The sequence below is a fragment of the Pseudomonas sp. MDT2-39-1 genome (genome assembly GCF_054898085.1).
Map to the genome: position 1 here is coordinate 2,678,585 of NZ_CM142716.1, position 16,634 is coordinate 2,695,218.

16 protein-coding genes are annotated in these 16,634 nt (G+C 59.3%); 12 read left to right on the top strand and 4 right to left on the bottom strand.

Going from position 1 to position 16,634, the window contains the following annotated elements:
- Positions 1 to 84: 84 nt before the first annotated feature.
- The 3 genes from ACYZTM_RS12875 to ACYZTM_RS12885 are packed head-to-tail and all read left to right on the top strand — an operon-like array spanning position 85 to position 1,095.
- Positions 85 to 339, top strand: a complete 255-nt coding sequence (locus ACYZTM_RS12875) for a type II toxin-antitoxin system RelE family toxin (RefSeq protein ID WP_131060643.1) — start codon at positions 85 to 87, stop codon at positions 337 to 339.
- A complete protein-coding gene (locus ACYZTM_RS12880) occupies positions 323 to 646 on the top strand; it encodes a helix-turn-helix domain-containing protein (RefSeq protein WP_131060642.1) in 324 nt (107 codons plus the stop codon). The genes ACYZTM_RS12875 and ACYZTM_RS12880 overlap by 17 nt, the downstream gene beginning before the upstream one ends.
- 32 nt (positions 647 to 678) lie before the next feature.
- Complete coding sequence (locus ACYZTM_RS12885; RefSeq protein ID WP_461988885.1) at positions 679 to 1,095, top strand: DUF3010 family protein; 417 nt, start codon at positions 679 to 681, stop codon at positions 1,093 to 1,095.
- A 129-nt stretch (positions 1,096 to 1,224) separates the two neighbouring features.
- Here ACYZTM_RS12885 and ACYZTM_RS12890 read toward each other — a convergent pair whose 3' ends face one another.
- Positions 1,225 to 2,172, bottom strand: a complete 948-nt coding sequence (locus ACYZTM_RS12890; protein WP_461989135.1) for a GlxA family transcriptional regulator — start codon at positions 2,170 to 2,172, stop codon at positions 1,225 to 1,227.
- Between the two features lie 195 nt (positions 2,173 to 2,367).
- Here ACYZTM_RS12890 and choX point away from each other — a divergent pair, with 195 nt between their 5' ends.
- The 6 genes from choX (at position 2,368) to ACYZTM_RS12920 (ending at position 7,850) form a co-directional block, all read left to right on the top strand.
- Positions 2,368 to 3,312 carry a choline ABC transporter substrate-binding protein gene (choX, locus tag ACYZTM_RS12895; protein ID WP_131060640.1) on the top strand — a complete coding sequence of 315 codons (945 nt, stop codon included), beginning with the start codon at positions 2,368 to 2,370 and terminating at the stop codon, positions 3,310 to 3,312.
- A 75-nt stretch (positions 3,313 to 3,387) separates the two neighbouring features.
- Positions 3,388 to 4,275 (top strand): beta-keto acid cleavage family enzyme, encoded by an 888-nt coding sequence (locus tag ACYZTM_RS12900; RefSeq protein WP_461988886.1) that lies wholly within the window; start codon positions 3,388 to 3,390, stop codon positions 4,273 to 4,275.
- 140 nt (positions 4,276 to 4,415) lie between these two features.
- On the top strand, positions 4,416 to 5,381 hold the full coding sequence (locus ACYZTM_RS12905) for an L-carnitine dehydrogenase (protein WP_461988887.1): 966 nt from the start codon (positions 4,416 to 4,418) through the stop codon (positions 5,379 to 5,381).
- Positions 5,382 to 5,535: 154 nt separating this feature from the next.
- On the top strand, positions 5,536 to 6,012 hold the full coding sequence (locus tag ACYZTM_RS12910; protein WP_461988888.1) for a thioesterase family protein: 477 nt from the start codon (positions 5,536 to 5,538) through the stop codon (positions 6,010 to 6,012).
- Positions 6,013 to 6,026: 14 nt separating this feature from the next.
- Positions 6,027 to 7,190, top strand: coding sequence for a gamma-butyrobetaine dioxygenase (locus ACYZTM_RS12915; protein ID WP_461988889.1), 1,164 nt, complete (start codon positions 6,027 to 6,029; stop codon positions 7,188 to 7,190).
- Positions 7,191 to 7,586: 396 nt separating this feature from the next.
- Complete coding sequence (locus ACYZTM_RS12920) at positions 7,587 to 7,850, top strand: hypothetical protein (protein ID WP_131060634.1); 264 nt, start codon at positions 7,587 to 7,589, stop codon at positions 7,848 to 7,850.
- 105 nt (positions 7,851 to 7,955) lie between these two features.
- On the opposite strand, the gene gbdR is transcribed toward ACYZTM_RS12920, so the two are convergent.
- Positions 7,956 to 9,059, bottom strand: coding sequence for a choline metabolism transcriptional regulator GbdR (gbdR, locus tag ACYZTM_RS12925; protein ID WP_131060633.1), 1,104 nt, complete (start codon positions 9,057 to 9,059; stop codon positions 7,956 to 7,958).
- A gap of 539 nt (positions 9,060 to 9,598) precedes the next feature.
- On the bottom strand, positions 9,599 to 10,975 hold the full coding sequence (locus ACYZTM_RS12930) for an L-serine ammonia-lyase (protein ID WP_461988890.1): 1,377 nt from the start codon (positions 10,973 to 10,975) through the stop codon (positions 9,599 to 9,601).
- Positions 10,976 to 11,410: 435 nt separating this feature from the next.
- On the opposite strand from ACYZTM_RS12930, the gene ACYZTM_RS12935 reads away from it, so the two are divergent.
- The 3 genes from ACYZTM_RS12935 to choV all read left to right on the top strand — a co-directional run bounded on the left by ACYZTM_RS12935 (position 11,411) and on the right by choV (position 14,459).
- A complete protein-coding gene (locus ACYZTM_RS12935) occupies positions 11,411 to 12,361 on the top strand; it encodes a choline ABC transporter substrate-binding protein (RefSeq protein WP_461988891.1) in 951 nt (316 codons plus the stop codon).
- A gap of 77 nt (positions 12,362 to 12,438) precedes the next feature.
- Complete coding sequence (gene choW / locus ACYZTM_RS12940) at positions 12,439 to 13,284, top strand: choline ABC transporter permease subunit (protein ID WP_131060630.1); 846 nt, start codon at positions 12,439 to 12,441, stop codon at positions 13,282 to 13,284.
- Positions 13,281 to 14,459 (top strand): choline ABC transporter ATP-binding protein, encoded by a 1,179-nt coding sequence (gene choV / locus ACYZTM_RS12945; protein ID WP_131060629.1) that lies wholly within the window; start codon positions 13,281 to 13,283, stop codon positions 14,457 to 14,459. Before choW ends, choV begins: the two co-directional genes overlap by 4 nt.
- 194 nt (positions 14,460 to 14,653) lie before the next feature.
- Here choV and ACYZTM_RS12950 read toward each other — a convergent pair whose 3' ends face one another.
- Positions 14,654 to 16,603, bottom strand: coding sequence for a BCCT family transporter (locus tag ACYZTM_RS12950; protein ID WP_256656953.1), 1,950 nt, complete (start codon positions 16,601 to 16,603; stop codon positions 14,654 to 14,656).
- Positions 16,604 to 16,634 lie beyond the last annotated feature (31 nt).

Consider the following 16,634-nt stretch of genomic DNA (forward strand, 5'->3'; position numbering starts at 1 on the left):
AACATCCCGACATGCTTCGTTAATTGGCCGAGAGAGAAATATAAGTAACGATTGGAAAATCTTATAAAAGACTTATATTCTCCCATGAACAGCATTCACTGGACTCGAAAAGCCGTTAAGCAGCTTCTGAAATTGCATTCCGCTCACCAGATCCAGGTTCGTGATGCAGTCACTGTGCTGACTGACATGCCTGACATCGGCAATGTCAAAGCACTGGTCGGTCATGACTACGCCTATCGACTTCGAGTGGGTAACTATCGAGTCATGTTCGACTGGGATGGCGCAATCAAAGTGGTCAGTATTCAAGAGGTCAAAAAACGCGATGAACGCACCTACTGACGTTCAAATCATCAATGACGCAGACGGAAACCCGGCATTCGTGGTTATCCCTTACGCGCAATACGTGGCACAAAAAATTGAGCCCGACCTGATCCCACACGAAGTGGTCAGCCGTATCGTCGATGGCGCTACACCGATTCGCGCCTGGCGCGAACACTTGAACCTTACACAGGATGAAGTGGCCAAACGTATGGGCATTTCTCAACCGGCTTTTGCCCAGCAAGAGACCGTCGCGAAGCCACGCAAGGCCACTCGCGAGAAAATTGCCGCGGCGTTTGGTATCACGGCCAATCAACTTGAGCTGTAGGCTGCACACAACCATTGGTGAAAGGGATCGACATGAAAATCTGCGGCATCGAAATCAAAGGCAGCGAAGCGATCATCGCCGTGGCCTCGCTGGACGGTCAGACGCTGAGCCACGTCGCCCTGACCACCAAGAAAATCGCTTTGGACGATGACGACGAAGCCGCCAACGTCAAAGTGTTTGCTGCTCAGGTGGCGTCGTTCGTGCGTGAGAATTCCGTCGACCGGATTGCGATCAAGAAACGCAGCAAGAAGGGTGAATTCGCCGGCGGGCCGACCACGTTCAAGATCGAGGGCGTTTTTCAGTTGCTGGAGAGTTGTGAGGTGACGTTGCTGTCGCCGCAGACGATCAATGCGCAGAACAAGAAATTCGACTTTGCACTGCCAGAGACGCTGAACAAGTATCAGCATGAGGCATTTAAAGCGGCCTGCTCCGCACTGATGAAAAAGTAAGTGGCACAGACCCTGTAGGAGCGAGGCTTGCCCGCGAAGAGGCCGGCACATCCAAAATCAGTGTCGACTGATACGCCGCCTTCGCGGGCAAACCTCGCTCCTACAGGGTCCGGTTTCACCGCTGGAGGTTCAGGCCTTCTGGCTTTGTCGGCGATCTTCCCGCGGGCACCGCGCAAACCGCGCCCGATAGCTGCGGGTGAAATACGACGGCGATTCAAACCCGCACGCGATGCTCACTTCCAGCACACTCATGTCCGTCTGCCGCAGCAACTGCCGCGCTTTCTCCAGCCGTAAGCGCAGGTAGAAATTGCTCGGCGTGTCGTTCAGGTGCAGGCGAAACAATCGCTCCAACTGCCGCCGCGTCACCTTGATCGATTCGGCTAACGCCAATGTGCTCAACGGTGGTTCGCTGTGCTGCTCCATCTCGCCAATCACCTGCACCAATTTCTTATTGCTGATGCCATAACGCGTGGCGACTTCCATGCGCTGGTGGTCTTTGCGCGGGCGGATGCGCCCCAGTACGAACTGTTCGCTGACCTGGATCGCCAGTTCCGGGCCGTGAGCCTGGCTGATGAGGTCGAGCATCAGGTCGATGGACGCGGTGCCGCCGGCGGAGGTAATGCGCCGGCGGTCGATCTCGAACAGCTCCTGAGTAACGCTGAGCTGTGGATAAGATTCTTTGAAGGCGTCGATGGCTTCCCAGTGCAGGGTCAGGCGATGGCCGTCGAGCAGGCCGGCTTCGGCGAGGACGAAACTGCCGGTGTCGATGGCGCCGAGGGTCACGCCTTCGTTGTCGAGTCGGCGCAGCCAATGCTCCAGCGCCGGAGTGGCGAATTTGAGGGGTTCGAAGCCGGCGACCACCAAAAGGGTCGCGCCTTTCTTCAACGGTTCCAGCGCCGCATCCGCGTTAACCGACATGCCATTGCTGGCCAGCACCGCGCCGCCGTCAGCGCTCAGCACATGCCAACGATACAGCTCGCCGCGAAAGCGATTGGCGACCCGCAGCGGCTCGATCGCCGAGATGAAACCGATGGCCGAGAAACCCGGCATCAACAAAAAGTAGAAATCCTGGGACATGGAGCGCACTCGGTTGACGGGTAGCGTGTGGACGTTGATACGCCAGTTGTCGATGGCATTCAAGAGGACAGGTCGCTGCAGTGCAAGAGCTGGTCGCCGTAGTGCGCTTTCACAGGGGCTATGCTGCGTAACTTGAGCATCACCGGCGCACGAAGACGCCCGGACCCACAATAACGACCTGCCGAGGAACCCGACATGAAACGACTGATCAGCAGCTGTGTTCTTGCACTCAGCGGTACCGCTTTCTTGAGCGCCAGCGTTATGGCGGCCGAACCTGCTTCATGCCAGAACGTGCGCATGGGCGTCGTGAACTGGACCGACGTGATCGCCACCAGCGCCATGACCCAGGTCCTGCTCGATGGCCTCGGCTACAACACCAAACAAACCAGCGCCTCCCAGCAAATCATCTTCGCCGGGATCCGCGACCAGCGCCTGGACCTGTTCCTGGGCTACTGGAACCCGCTGATGACCCAGACCATCACGCCGTTCGTCGATGGCAATCAGGTCAAAGTGCTTGAAGCGCCAAGCCTGAAAGACGCTCGCGCCACCCTCGCCGTACCGACTTACCTCGCCGACAAGGGCCTGAAAACCTTCGCCGACATCGCCAAGTTCGAAAAAGAACTGGGCGGCAAGATTTACGGCATCGAGCCAGGCTCGGGCGCCAACACCCAGATCAAGGCGATGATCGCCAAGAACCAGTTTGGCCTCGGCAAATTCCAGCTGGTCGAGTCCAGCGAAGCCGGCATGCTCGCGGCGGTGGATCGCGCGGTGCGCCGCAAAGAGGCCGTGGTGTTCTTCGGCTGGGCGCCGCATCCGATGAACGTCAACGTGCAGATGACTTATCTCACTGGCAGCGAAGACGCGCTCGGCCCGAACGAAGGCATGGCCACAGTCTGGACCGTCACCTCGCCGAACTACGCGCAGCAATGCCCGAACATTGGCAAATTGCTGAGCAACCTGACCTACACCGCCGAAGACGAGAGCCGGATGATGCAGCCGCTGCTCGATCACAAAGACGCTTTCGAGTCGGCCAAGCAATGGCTGAAAGATCACCCGCAAGACAAGCAACGCTGGCTCGAAGGCGTGACCACCTTCGATGGCAAACCGGCGGCTGACAATCTGAAACTGACCAGCAAATAAACCCCGATTGAACCACCGACTCGCAGCCCTAAGGGGCTGCGAACGGAACCATCACGCCTGCAAGGAACCCGCCTCATGAACCACGACGTCATCATCACCTGCGCACTTACCGGTGCTGGCGACACGACCGCCAGAAGCCCACACGTGCCGGTCACCCCGAAACAAATCGCCGCCGCCGCGATAGAAGCCGCAAAAGCGGGCGCTACGGTTGTTCACTGCCATGTGCGCAACCCGGAAACCGGCAAGTTCAGCCGTGATGTGGCGCTTTACCGCGAAGTGATGGAGCGCATCCGCGAGGCCGACGTCGACATCATCGTCAACCTCACTGCTGGCATGGGCGGCGACCTGGAAATCGGCGCGGGCGAGAACCCGATGGAGTTCGGCCCGAACACCGACCTGGTCGGCCCGCTGACCCGTCTGGCCCACGTTGAAGAACTGTTGCCGGAAATCTGCACCCTCGATTGCGGCACCCTGAACTTCGGCGACGGCGACACCATTTACGTGTCCACCCCGGCCCAGCTACGCGCTGGCGCCAAACGCATTCAAGAGCTGGGCGTGAAGGCCGAGCTGGAAATTTTCGACACCGGTCACCTGTGGTTCGCCAAGCAAATGATCAAAGAAGGCCTGCTCGACGACCCGCTGTTCCAACTGTGCCTGGGCATCCCGTGGGGCGCGCCGGCCGACACCACCACCATGAAAGCCATGGTCGACAACCTGCCTGCCAATGCGGTCTGGGCTGGCTTCGGCATCGGACGCATGCAAATGCCGATGGCGGCACAAGCCGTGCTGCTCGGCGGCAACGTGCGGGTCGGTCTGGAAGACAACATCTGGTTGGACAAGGGCGTCCTGGCGACCAACGGCCAACTGGTCGAACGCGCCTCGGAAATCCTCAGCCGCCTCGGCGCCCGCGTTCTGACGCCGGCTGAAGGCCGGGCAAAAATGGGCCTGACCAAGCGCGGTTAAACCCACACACAAAGCCTGTAGGAGCGAGGCTTGCCCGCGAAGGGGCCGGTACATCCGCCACATTGTCTGTGGCTGAAATACCGTCTTCGCGAGCAAGCTTCGCTCCTACAGGGATCACCGAATTTCCTTAGGACGACGCCATGAGCTTTATCACTGAAATCAAAACCTTCGCAGCGTTAGGCAGCGGTGTCATCGGCAGCGGTTGGGTGTCCCGCGCCCTCGCCCACGGCCTCGATGTTGTCGCCTGGGACCCGGCGCCCGGTGCAGAAGCCGCGCTGCGCAAACGCGTCGCCAATGCCTGGGGTGCGCTGGAGAAACAAGGCTTGGCGCCTGGCGCCTCGCAGGATCGGCTGCGCTTTGTCGCGACGATTGAAGAGTGCGTTCGCGACGCGGATTTCATTCAGGAAAGCGCCCCGGAACGCCTCGATCTGAAACTGGAACTGCACAGCAAAATCAGCGCAGCGGCCAAGCCCAATGCCTTGATCGGTTCCAGCACCTCGGGCCTGTTACCGAGCGAGTTTTACGAGAGTTCTACGCACCCGGAACGCTGCGTGGTCGGGCACCCGTTCAACCCGGTTTACCTGCTGCCGCTGGTGGAAGTGGTAGGGGGCAAAAACACCGCGCCTGAAGCGGTTCAAGCGGCAATAAAAGTGTATGAATCCCTGGGGATGCGTCCGCTGCATGTGCGCAAGGAAGTGCCGGGCTTTATCGCCGACCGTTTGCTCGAAGCGCTGTGGCGTGAGGCGCTGCACCTGGTTAAGGACGGTGTGGCGACTACCGGTGAGATCGACGATGCCATTCGTTTTGGTGCGGGCCTGCGCTGGTCGTTCATGGGCACGTTTTTGACGTACACCCTGGCGGGTGGTGATGCGGGCATGCGGCACTTCATGGCGCAGTTCGGCCCGGCGTTGCAGTTGCCGTGGACGTATCTGCCGGCGCCGGAATTGACCGACAAATTGATCGATGATGTGGTGGAGGGCACCAGCGAACAATTGGGCAAACACAGCATTTCGGCCCTGGAGCGCTATCGTGATGATTGTTTGCTGGCGGTGCTGGAGGCGGTAAAAACCACCAAAGAGAAACACGGCATGGCGTTTAGCGAGTAACGAGCCAGCAGGCCTGCCCCCTTCGCGAGCAAGCCCGCTCCCACATTGGTTCTGCGTTGTGACATAGACAGTGTTCACACCACTAATCCCTTGTGGGAGCGGGCTTGCTCGCGAAAGCGGCCGCCCAGTCACCACACATCTTGGATCACCCATCATGCCCACCCTCACCACCTACCAAACCCGAATCATCCCCGACTGGGTCGACTACAACGGCCACCTGCGCGATGCCTTCTATCTGCTGATTTTCAGCTACGCCACCGACGCGCTGATGGATCGCCTGGGAATGGACAGCAACAACCGCGAAGCCAGCGGCAACTCGCTGTTCACCCTCGAACTGCACCTCAATTACCTGCACGAAGTGAAGCTCGACGCCGACGTCGAAGTGCACACTCAAATCATTGGCCACGACAGCAAACGCCTGCATCTCCATCACAGCCTGCATCTGGTGGGCGATGACAAGGAACTGGCGGGCAACGAACAAATGCTGCTGCACGTCGACCTTGACGGGCCGCGATCCGCACCGTTCAGCGAAGAAACCTTGAGCAAGCTGCAAGCCATCGTCACCGAGCAGACCGACCTGCCCGCCCCCGCCTGCATTGGCCGAGTGATCGCATTGCCCCCTAAAAAATAACAAGGAGATCGCCATTGAACACCGCCGCAGCTTTTGCCGACTTCCGTACCTACCCGTTGATCAGCGCGTTGACCGCCGTGCACACCCTGGCGGATCGCATTCAAGTGAAGTGGGCCGACGGTCGAGTCAGTCCCTTTCATCATCAATGGCTGCGGGACAACTGCCCGTGCCCGCAATGCGTCTACACGGTGACCCGCGAGCAAGTGCTGGAAATCGTCGATGTCGCAGAAGATTTGGTGCCGAGAGAGGCGACCGTCGATGCCGATGGTTGCCTCAGTGTCGAATGGCAGGACGGCCACCTCAGCCGCTTCGATCCGGGCTGGTTACGAGCCCACGCTTATGACGACGAGTCCCGGGCCGAACGCCGCGCCGCCAAGCCCGGAAGCCAGCTGTGGAACAGCCATCTGAAGCTGCCGGTATTCGAATACCACGCACTGATGAACGACAACGAAGCACTGCTGCAATGGCTGCTTGCGGTGCGTGATATCGGCCTGACTCAAGTGCGCGGCGTGCCCACCGAACCCGGTTCACTGAAGCTGATCGCCCAGCGGATTTCCTTCATCCGCGAGAGCAATTTCGGCGTGTTGTTCAACGTACAATCCAAGTCCGATGCCGACAGCAACGCCTACACCGCTTTCAACCTGCCGTTGCACAGCGACTTGCCAACTCGAGAGTTGCAACCGGGGCTGCAATTTTTGCATTGCCTGGTCAATGACGCCGACGGTGGCGAAAGTATTTTCGTCGACGGCTTTGCCATCGCCCAGGCGTTACGCGAGGAGGATCCCGAGTCGTTCAAAGCCCTGTGTGAAATTCCCGTGGAGTTCCGCAACAAGGACCGCCACAGCGACTACCGCTGCCTGGCGCCGATCATCGCCCTGGACGCGTTGGGGCAGGTGTCGGAGATCCGCATGGCGAACTTTCTGCGTGGGCCGTTTGATGCGTCGATCGAGGACATGCCCAAGCTTTACCACGCTTACAGACGTTTTATTGCCATGACCCGCGAAACGCGATTCCGGGTGATGACGCGGCTAAAACCCGGCGAAATGTGGTGTTTCGACAACCGCCGCACCCTCCACGCCCGCAACGCCTTCGACCCCGCCAGCGGCGCCCGGCATTTTCAGGGTTGCTATGTCGACCGGGATGAATTGTTGTCGCGCATTCTCGTGTTGCAGCGCTAGACCGCGTCATCGTTCATCGCGAGCAGGCTCGCTCCCACAGGTATTGCGTCGTTCGCCCAATCCGCGACCGCCCCCAAACCTGTAGGAGCGAGGCTTGCCCGCGAAGGCGTCAGTCTGGACACCTCAAATCTCCCGGATTCACAGGCAAAAAAAACCCCGATCAAGCCGTGACAAGATCGGAGCTGAGGAGGGTACTGTTGAGGAGCCGTTGCGCGAGGGTGACCAAACCTTCGTGAAGCCAGCTGAATCCAGTGTGCCCACTCTCACCTCTGGCAAGTTAGCCGAAAACGACCTGTTCATAGGTATCGCGGCCATTGCGACAAATCGTCCTTGCCGACGCCCACGGCCCCTACGAGAATCGAGCCACGACACCGTTCCCTGAAGAAGGATTGCGTCATGATGTACGCCGATTTGATTGACCAGGAAGACCTGTTGGGCCAGCTGAAATCGCTGGGTTTTCAAGTACCGAGCGGCTCCACAGCCGAGCAGGCTTGCGAGTGTGCAGTGCGAGGCTTGAACGATGAACGGGCGATGACGCTGCGGACCATGGTCAAGCAGATGTACACCAGTAGCGCGACCATCCTGCCGGCTGTGCGCCAGGCCATCGACAAGCAATTGTTGCCAGCGTTGGCGCAATATCAGCAGAGCCGTAGCGCCTGATAAACCGCTTTCGCGAGCAAGCCCGCTCCCACAGGTGACCGAGTTCTCTCAGGTGAGCGCGGTCGAATGTGGGAGCGGGCTTGCTCGCGAAGCAGGCGCCTCGGTTTAGAGCCTTACACTGGCGAACGTCGACTCGTTGCGCGCCTGACTCAGCGCCGACAACGGCCCGGACAACGGCGACAGCACCAACGCTTGTGGCAGCGGCATCATCGCCACTTGTTGCGTGGTGTTGGAACCTACGCGCTCGTCACGCGGTGGAATGCCGAAGTATTCGCGGTAGCACTTGGAGAAGTGCGGTGTGGAAACGAAGCCACACACCGACGCCACTTCGATGATCGACATCGGCGTTTGCTTGAGCAACTGCCGAGCACGGATCAGGCGCAGTTTGAGGTAGTAACGCGACGGCGAGCAGTGCAGATACTTCTGGAACAGCCGCTCGAGTTGACGACGCGAAACAGCGACATACACCGCCAGTTCGTCGAGGTCGATCGGCTCTTCCAGGTTGGCTTCCATCAGCGCAACGATTTCCTGCAACTTCGGCTGGTTGGTGCCGAGCATGTGCTTGAGCGGCACACGCTGGTGATCCTGCTCGTTGCGGATGCGCTCGTAGACGAACATTTCCGAGATCGCGGCCGACAGTTCACGGCCGTGATCGCGGCTGATCAGGTGCAGCATCATGTCCAGCGGCGCGGTGCCGCCGGAACTGGTGAAACGGTTACGGTCGAGGGTGAACAGGCGTGTGCTCATGGCCACACGCGGAAACGCTTCCTGCATCGAGGCCAGGCATTCCCAGTGCACGCTGCAATCAAAACCGTCCAGCAGGCCGGCGCACGCCAGAGCCCAGCTGCCGGTGCAGACCGCACCGAGACGGCGGGACTGCCGCGCCTGGCTTTGCAGCCACGAAACGTGTTCACGGGTAACAGTGCGCTGGATGCCAATACCGCCGCAGACAATGATGATGTCCAGGGCGGGAGCTTTGTGCATGGAGCAGTCGGGAGTGATCTGCAGGCCGTCACTGGCCCAGACCTGACCGCCGTCGACGCTGAGTGTGGACCAGCGATACAGCTCGCGGCCGGACAATTGGTTGGCCATGCGCAGGGGTTCTACTGCGGAGGCCAGAGAAATAAGCGTGAAATTGTCCAGCAGCAAAAAGCCGATGGATTGAGGCGCACGGTTCTGGGGTTGGGCCCCGGAGTTGAACGTCGTCATCGCGGTATCTCCTCACACAAAGCGGGTGATGGCCTCAGGCGGAGGCTCTTGTTATTGCCATCGTTCTCGCGTGGGAGACGGGCTTTGTAATGACAGAGCAATTGCCATGCCTAAAGTTGAATGGTCATTCAATAACTCCTGAAAACGACGTCGCAGTGCGTCTATATAAGCCGCGCCGTGAGTAGGGGTTATAGGTGCCATTATCGGCGGGAGACGCTCCGCCCCGTTGGGCGTGAGCAAATCGGTAGCACTTGTGGGAACAGGGCTACGGCGACCGGATGGAGAGTGTCACCGCAAGCACAGGTGACAGGCGGTACTGGCCAACTTGGATCCCTGATCTAGGTGAGGTCGCTTATCTGTAAGCGACGCGCTAAAACGTGGCGCGTTTCGATTCAGGTGTTCACTTAGCGCGCAGTTTTGATTGGTCTGACGCCTTCGCGAGCAAGCCCGCTCCCACAGGTGACCGAGTTCTCTCAGGGAAATGCGGTCGAATGTGGGAGCGGGCTTGCTCGCGAAACAGGCGACTCGGTCTTACTGAATCAACACTCAACCGCGCTAACCGCCAACCCACCCCGCGATGTCTCTTTATATTTGTCATGCATATCGGCGCCAGTATCACGCATCGTGCGGATCACCCGATCCAGCGAGATAAAGTGCTGACCATCGCCACGCAGCGCCATCTGCGCCGCGTTGATGGCTTTCACCGCGGCAATCGCGTTGCGCTCGATGCACGGCACTTGCACCAGCCCGCCCACCGGGTCGCAGGTCAGACCGAGGTTGTGTTCCAGACCGATTTCCGCCGCGTTGCACAGTTGCTCCGGTGTGGCGCCGAGGATCTCCGCCAACCCGGCCGCCGCCATCGCGCAGGCCGAACCGACTTCACCCTGGCAACCGACTTCGGCACCGGAAATCGAAGCGTTCTTCTTGCACAGAATCCCTACCGCCGCCGCACTGAGGAAATAGTCGACCACGTTGGCGTCGGTCACCACCTCACTGAACTTCATAAAGTAGTGCAACACCGCCGGAATGATCCCCGCCGCGCCATTGGTCGGCGCCGTGACCATGCGCCCGCCAGCGGCGTTTTCTTCGTTGACCGCCAGGGCGAACAGGTTGACCCACTCCATGGCACTTAATGTCGAACCGATGACATTGGGTTTACCCAATTCTTGCAGGCTGCGATGCAACTTGGCCGCACGACGACGCACATTAAGTCCGCCGGGCAGGATGCCTTCGTGCTTGAGGCCTTGTTCGACGCAATCCTGCATGGCGCGCCAGAGTTTCATCAGGCCGGCGCGAATTTCCTCTTCGCTGCGCCAGACCTTCTCGTTGGCCATCATCAATTCGGCAACGCGCAGGTTGTGCTGCTTACAGAGGCTGAGCAGCTCGACGGCGCTGGAGAAATCGTACGGCAGCACCGTGCGATCCAGATCGACCACGCCGCTGGAGGCCTGCGCCTCATCGACGACGAAACCGCCGCCGATGGAATAGTAGGTGTCGCGATGCAGTTCGCCGCGATCGCCTTCGACAATCAGGGTCATGGCGTTGGGATGGAATGGCAGGTTTTCGTCGATCAGGCGCATGTCCCGGGCCCAAATGAACGGGACCGACAAGTGACCGTCGAGCAACAGCGTGTGAGTTTCGCGCAGGGTTTCGATGCGGATGCCGATTTGCGACGGATCGATCGCATCCGGCCACTCGCCCATCAGGCCCATGATCACCGCGTTGTCGCTGCCGTGACCAACGCCGGTGGCCGACAACGAACCATAAAGCTGAACTTCGACGCGACGCACTTGTTCCAAAAGACCCTGCTCACGCAAACCTTGCACGAACAACGCGGCGGCCCGCATAGGTCCCACGGTGTGCGAACTGGAAGGTCCAATGCCGATTTTGAACAGGTCGAAAACGCTGATTGCCATGACTGCCGAACTCCTGGGTGTGCCAACTCCGGACGCAAAAGCGCCCAGTGACGGAGCTGCTACGCTCAAGCTGCAATCCGTCGGGATGGCCGCATCATCGGGCTTTTACCATGTCGTTCGACGTCTGACACCGACCCACTCATGCCCACCAACGTCGCAGGCCATCAGCGCTACGTTTTCACGGTTTCTTTACGGTTCAAACGAGCAGAAAGGGCTGAAAATAGCTGTAAACGACTTCACCGACACTGGATGCGACCATCCCTGTACTGGTTACGACGCCCCCTGTAGGCGTCAGATTTTCACTGGTACATGATCGTATCGACTCGATTGCAAGGCGCCGTGGTAGAGCTGTCTCCAAAACGCCATCCAACCGCAACCTATAAGTGCGGTGGTCCAGTCGGAACACTGCCAAAAAAAACACCAAGGAGTCCATCCATGAAAGGTTCCCCATCGTTGTTGTTGGCCGCCATGCTGAGTCTGCCGTTTCTGGCTCAAGCCGCCGAACCGGCTCAATGCAGCACCGTAAACTTCTCCGATGTCGGCTGGACTGACATTACCGTCACCACCGCCACCACCAGCGTCGTCCTCGATGCCCTCGGCTACAAGACCAAAACCACGATGATTTCCGTACCGGTGACCTACAAGTCCCTGGCCGACGGCAAGAACATGGACGTGTTCCTGGGTAACTGGATGCCGACCATGGAAAACGACATCAAGGCCTACCGCGATGCCGGCACCGTGGACACCCTGCGTGCCAACCTGGAAAACGCAAAATACACACTCGCCGTCCCGGAAGAGTTGTATAACAAAGGTCTTAAAGATTTCGCCGACATCGCCAAGTTCAAGAAAGAACTCGACGGCAAGATCTACGGCATCGAACCGGGTAACGACGGCAACCGTCTGATCCAGAGCATGATCGACAAGGACGCCTTCGGCTTGAAAGCCGCCGGCTTCAAGGTGGTCGAGTCCAGCGAGGCAGGCATGCTCTCGCAAGTCGATCGCGCCCAGCGCCGCAACACCGCCGTGGTGTTCCTGGGCTGGGAACCACACCCGATGAACACGCGTTTCAAGATGAAGTACCTGACCGGCGGCGACGAGTATTTCGGCCCCAACTTCGGCCAGGCAACCATCTACACCAACACCCGCAAGGGCTATGCACAGGAATGCAGCAACGTGGGCCAGTTGCTGAAAAATCTGGCGTTCACCCTCGACATGGAAAGCACCCTGATGGGCAACGTCCTGGACGACAAAATGAAGCCTGACGCGGCCGCCAAGGCCTGGCTGAAAAAGAATCCACAGGTGCTCGATACCTGGCTCGCTGGCGTGACCACCATTGACGGTAAACCAGGCCTGGAGGCCGTGAAAGCCAAGCTCGCGCAGCCTTGAATTAAGAAGCATCGCTTACGCCGGACGGCTTCGGCCGTCCGGGCTGTTTATTTCCTTGCATGCGGACGTTCACTACCATGCTGATTGATCAGAAAATACCTCTAGGCCAGTACATCGCGGGCTTCGTTGAATGGTTGACGCAACACGGCGCCAACACTTTCGACGCAATCGCCGTGTCACTGGAAACGATGATCCACGGCGTGACTTTTGCGCTGACCTGGTTCAACCCGCTGGCATTGATCGGCCTCATCGCGCTACTGGCACACTTCATTCAACGAAAGTGGGGGCTGACCGTTTTCGTTATCGCCTCCTTCCTGCTGATCCTCAATCTGGGGTACTGGCAGGAAACCATGGAAACCCTCGCCCAGGTGTTGTTCGCCACCCTGGTCTGCGTGGTCATCGGCGTGCCGCTGGGCATCGTCGCTGCACACAAACCGATGTTCTACACACTGATGCGTCCGGTGCTCGATCTGATGCAGACCGTGCCGACATTCGTGTACCTCATTCCTACCCTGACCCTCTTCGGTCTGGGTGTGGTCCCGGGCCTGATTTCTACGGTGGTGTTCGCGATTGCCGCACCTATCCGCCTGACTTACCTGGGTATTCGCGATGTTCCGCAGGAACTGATGGACGCCGGCAAAGCCTTCGGCTGCTCGCGCCGCCAACTGCTCGCACGCATCGAACTGCCCTACGCCATGCCAAGCATCGCGGCCGGTATTACCCAGTGCATCATGCTGTCGTTGTCGATGGTGGTGATCGCGGCACTGGTGGGCGCCGACGGCTTGGGCAAACCCGTGGTCAACGCACTGAACACTGCTGATATCGCCCTGGGCTTCGAAGCGGGCCTGGCGATCGTACTGCTGGCGATCATGCTCGACCGTATCTGCAAACAACCCGACGCTAAAGTAGGGGGTGACGCATGAGCATTATTCGCTTCGAAGACGTCGACGTAATCTTCTCCAAAGACCCGCGTGAGGCGCTCAAGCTTCTCGACCAGGGCATGACCCGCGACCAGATCCTGAAAAAGACCGGGCAGATTGTTGGCGTTGAAAAAGCCAGCCTGGACGTCGAAAAAGGTGAAATCTGCGTATTGATGGGCTTGTCCGGCTCCGGTAAATCCAGCCTGCTGCGCTGCATCAACGGCCTCAACACCGTCAGCCGCGGCAAGCTGTTCGTCGAGCACGAAGGCAAGCAGATCGATATCGCCTCCTGCACCCCGGCAGAACTGAAAATGATGCGCACCAAGCGTATCGCGATGGTGTTCCAGAAATTCGCCCTGATGCCTTGGCTGACAGTGCGCGAGAACATCAGTTTCGGTCTGGAGATGCAGGGTCGCCCGGAAAAAGAACGGCGCAAACTGGTGGACGACAAGCTTGAGCTGGTGGGCCTGACCCAGTGGCGCAACAAGAAGCCGGACGAGCTCTCCGGTGGTATGCAGCAACGTGTGGGCCTGGCCCGTGCGCTGGCGATGGACGCGGACATTCTGCTGATGGACGAACCGTTCTCGGCCCTCGACCCGCTGATCCGCCAGGGCCTGCAAGACGAACTGCTGGAGCTGCAGAGCAAGCTGAACAAAACCATCGTGTTCGTGAGCCACGACCTCGATGAAGCACTGAAGCTGGGCAGCCGTATCGCGATCATGAAAGACGGTCGGATCGTCCAGTACAGCAAGCCGGAAGAGATCGTATTGAACCCTGCGGACGACTATGTGCGGACCTTCGTCGCCCATACCAACCCGCTGAACGTGTTGTGCGGTCGCAGCCTGATGCGCACCCTGGACAACTGCAAACGCATCAACGGTTCGGTATGCCTCGATCCGGGCGGCGACTCCTGGCTGGACCTGGCCGAAGGCAACACCATCAAAGGCGCACGCCAGAACGGCGCGAGCCTGGACCTGCAGAACTGGATTCCAGGGCAAGCGGTTGAAGGCTTGGGTCGTCGACCAACGCTGGTGGATTCGAACATCGGCATGCGCGACGCACTGCAGATTCGATATCAGACGGGTAATAAGCTGGTGCTGCACGACAACAACAAGGTGGTCGGGATTCTGGGTGACAGCGAGCTGTATCACGCGTTGCTTGGCAAGAATCTGGGGTAAGGCAGCAGACACAAAAACGCCGCGAGAGGATCGCGGCGTTTTTGTTTAGGGGATATCGAGTCAAACAGTATTGCGGCTGATGGCCCCTTCGCGGGCAAGCCTCGCTCCTACAAGTTCAACGGAAATCCTGTAGGAGCGAGGCTTGCCCGCGAAGGATGCGACGCGGTGCATCTGATGCACCGCGCCCTTCAACATTAGCTATAGACCCGGCCAAGGAGCTGCCGATGGCTTTCGAACTGATCGAGCACGTCACGGGTGATCTGATCCTGAGTGAAGCCCATCAAGTCGTAGTCCTGGCTGCCGTTGTGCAAGTACACCTCGGCGCGGTAGTAACGTGCACGTGGTTCATCAGCGCTTTCAGCCGAGACCGTGTCGCTCGCCGCCGCCAGATAACCGTCCAGGCTCACTTCGTAGACAAAAGGGTTGCCCTCTTCCATCTCGATCCGCAGGCCCATGCAACGCTTGGCCTTGCCCAGCAACGTTTGCACGTCCAGGCCTTGAGTACGCAGTTGCACCGCAGCCTCTTCCAGCGCCGGGCTGACTTGCTTGTCCATGAAACGCTGAACGATCGACTGATTCGGCTGCAAGTCCAGCTCGGTCAAACGCTCGCTAAAACCACGACGACCGCGCGCTGCGAGTTCCGCTTGCTCCTGTTCGATCTGCACGTCTTGGCGCATCGCCTTGTGCAAGCCGAACATGAAGAACACCAGTACCACCGAGAACGGCAGACCGGCCAGCACCACCATGGTTTGCATGGCTTCGAAGTTGCCGGCAAACAGCAGGCCGATGGTTACCAGGGTAATTACCGCCGACCAGAAGATCCGCAGCCAGTGCGGCGCATCTTCGTCAACGTTGCCGCCCTTGCACGAAAGGTTGGCCATCATCACCGCGCCGGAATCCGCCGGGGTCAGGAACAGCACAAAACCAACAAAGATCGACACGCCGATCACAATCTTCGACGCCGGGTAATGCTCCAGCAATTGGTAAATCGCCATGGACGGCTGTTCCAGCGCCGTCTTCCCGAGCTCCACCGCCCCATGGTTCATCACCAGGTCCAGGGCCGAGTTACCGAAGATCGACAGCCATGCCAGAGTGAAACCCAGCGGAATCAGCAGCACGCCGGCCACCAGTTCACGCACCGTGCGACCACGGGAAATACGCGCGATGAACATGCCTACAAATGGCGCCCAGGAAATCCACCACGCCCAGTAGAACAGGGTCCACAGGCCCAACCAGCGGTCGGATTTCTCACTGTCGCCTTCGTACACATAGAGGTCGAAGGTCTTCAGCACCACGCTGTTCAGGTAGTCGCCGACGTTTTGCACGAAGCCGTTGAGCAGGTGCAGGGTTGGGCCGAACAGCAGCACAAATATCAGCAGGCCGCTGAACAGCACAATGTTCAGGTTGGACAGACGACGGATACCGTTTTCCACGCCAGACACGGCAGCGATGGTCGCCACGGTGCTCATTACGATGATCACGATCAGCAGGTTGGTGTTGTTGTGCTCCATGCCGAACAGGTTTTCAAGGCCCGACGACACTTGCAGCGAACCAATCCCCAGGTTCGTCACCAGACCCAGCAGGGTCACGAACATGCCGAAGCCGTCCACCGCATGACCGGCCGCGCCTTTGACCCAACGCTCGCCGACCAGCGGATACAACGCCGAACGCAACGCCAGCGGCTGGTTATGACGGTAAGCAAAGTACGCCACGGCCAAACCGACCAGGGCGTAGATCGCCCAGCCATGCAGGCCCCAGTGCAGGAACGTCAGCTGTACGGCCTGACGTGCGGCAAGGTTGCTGCCGGCCACGCCTTCCGGCGGATTGAAGTAGTGGTCCAGCGGCTCGGAAGCACCGAAGTACAGCAGCGAGATGCCGATACCCGACGAGAACAGCATCCCCGCCCAGGCGCCGTAGCTGAAGTCCGGGGTGTCGTCCTTGCTGCCCAGCTTGAGTTTGCCGTAGGACGAAAACGCCAGGCCGAGCACGAAGACCAGGTAAGCGGCGATCACCACCATGTAGTACCAGCCGAAGCTGCGGGACAACCAGGCCTGGGCAATACCAAGCAATCTGCCGGCCTCTTGCGGGGCGATGATCAGAATGGCGGTCAACAGCAGGATCAACGCGGTAGAGGTGTAGAACACCCAACCGTTGACCGTCACCTTCTCGGGTGGG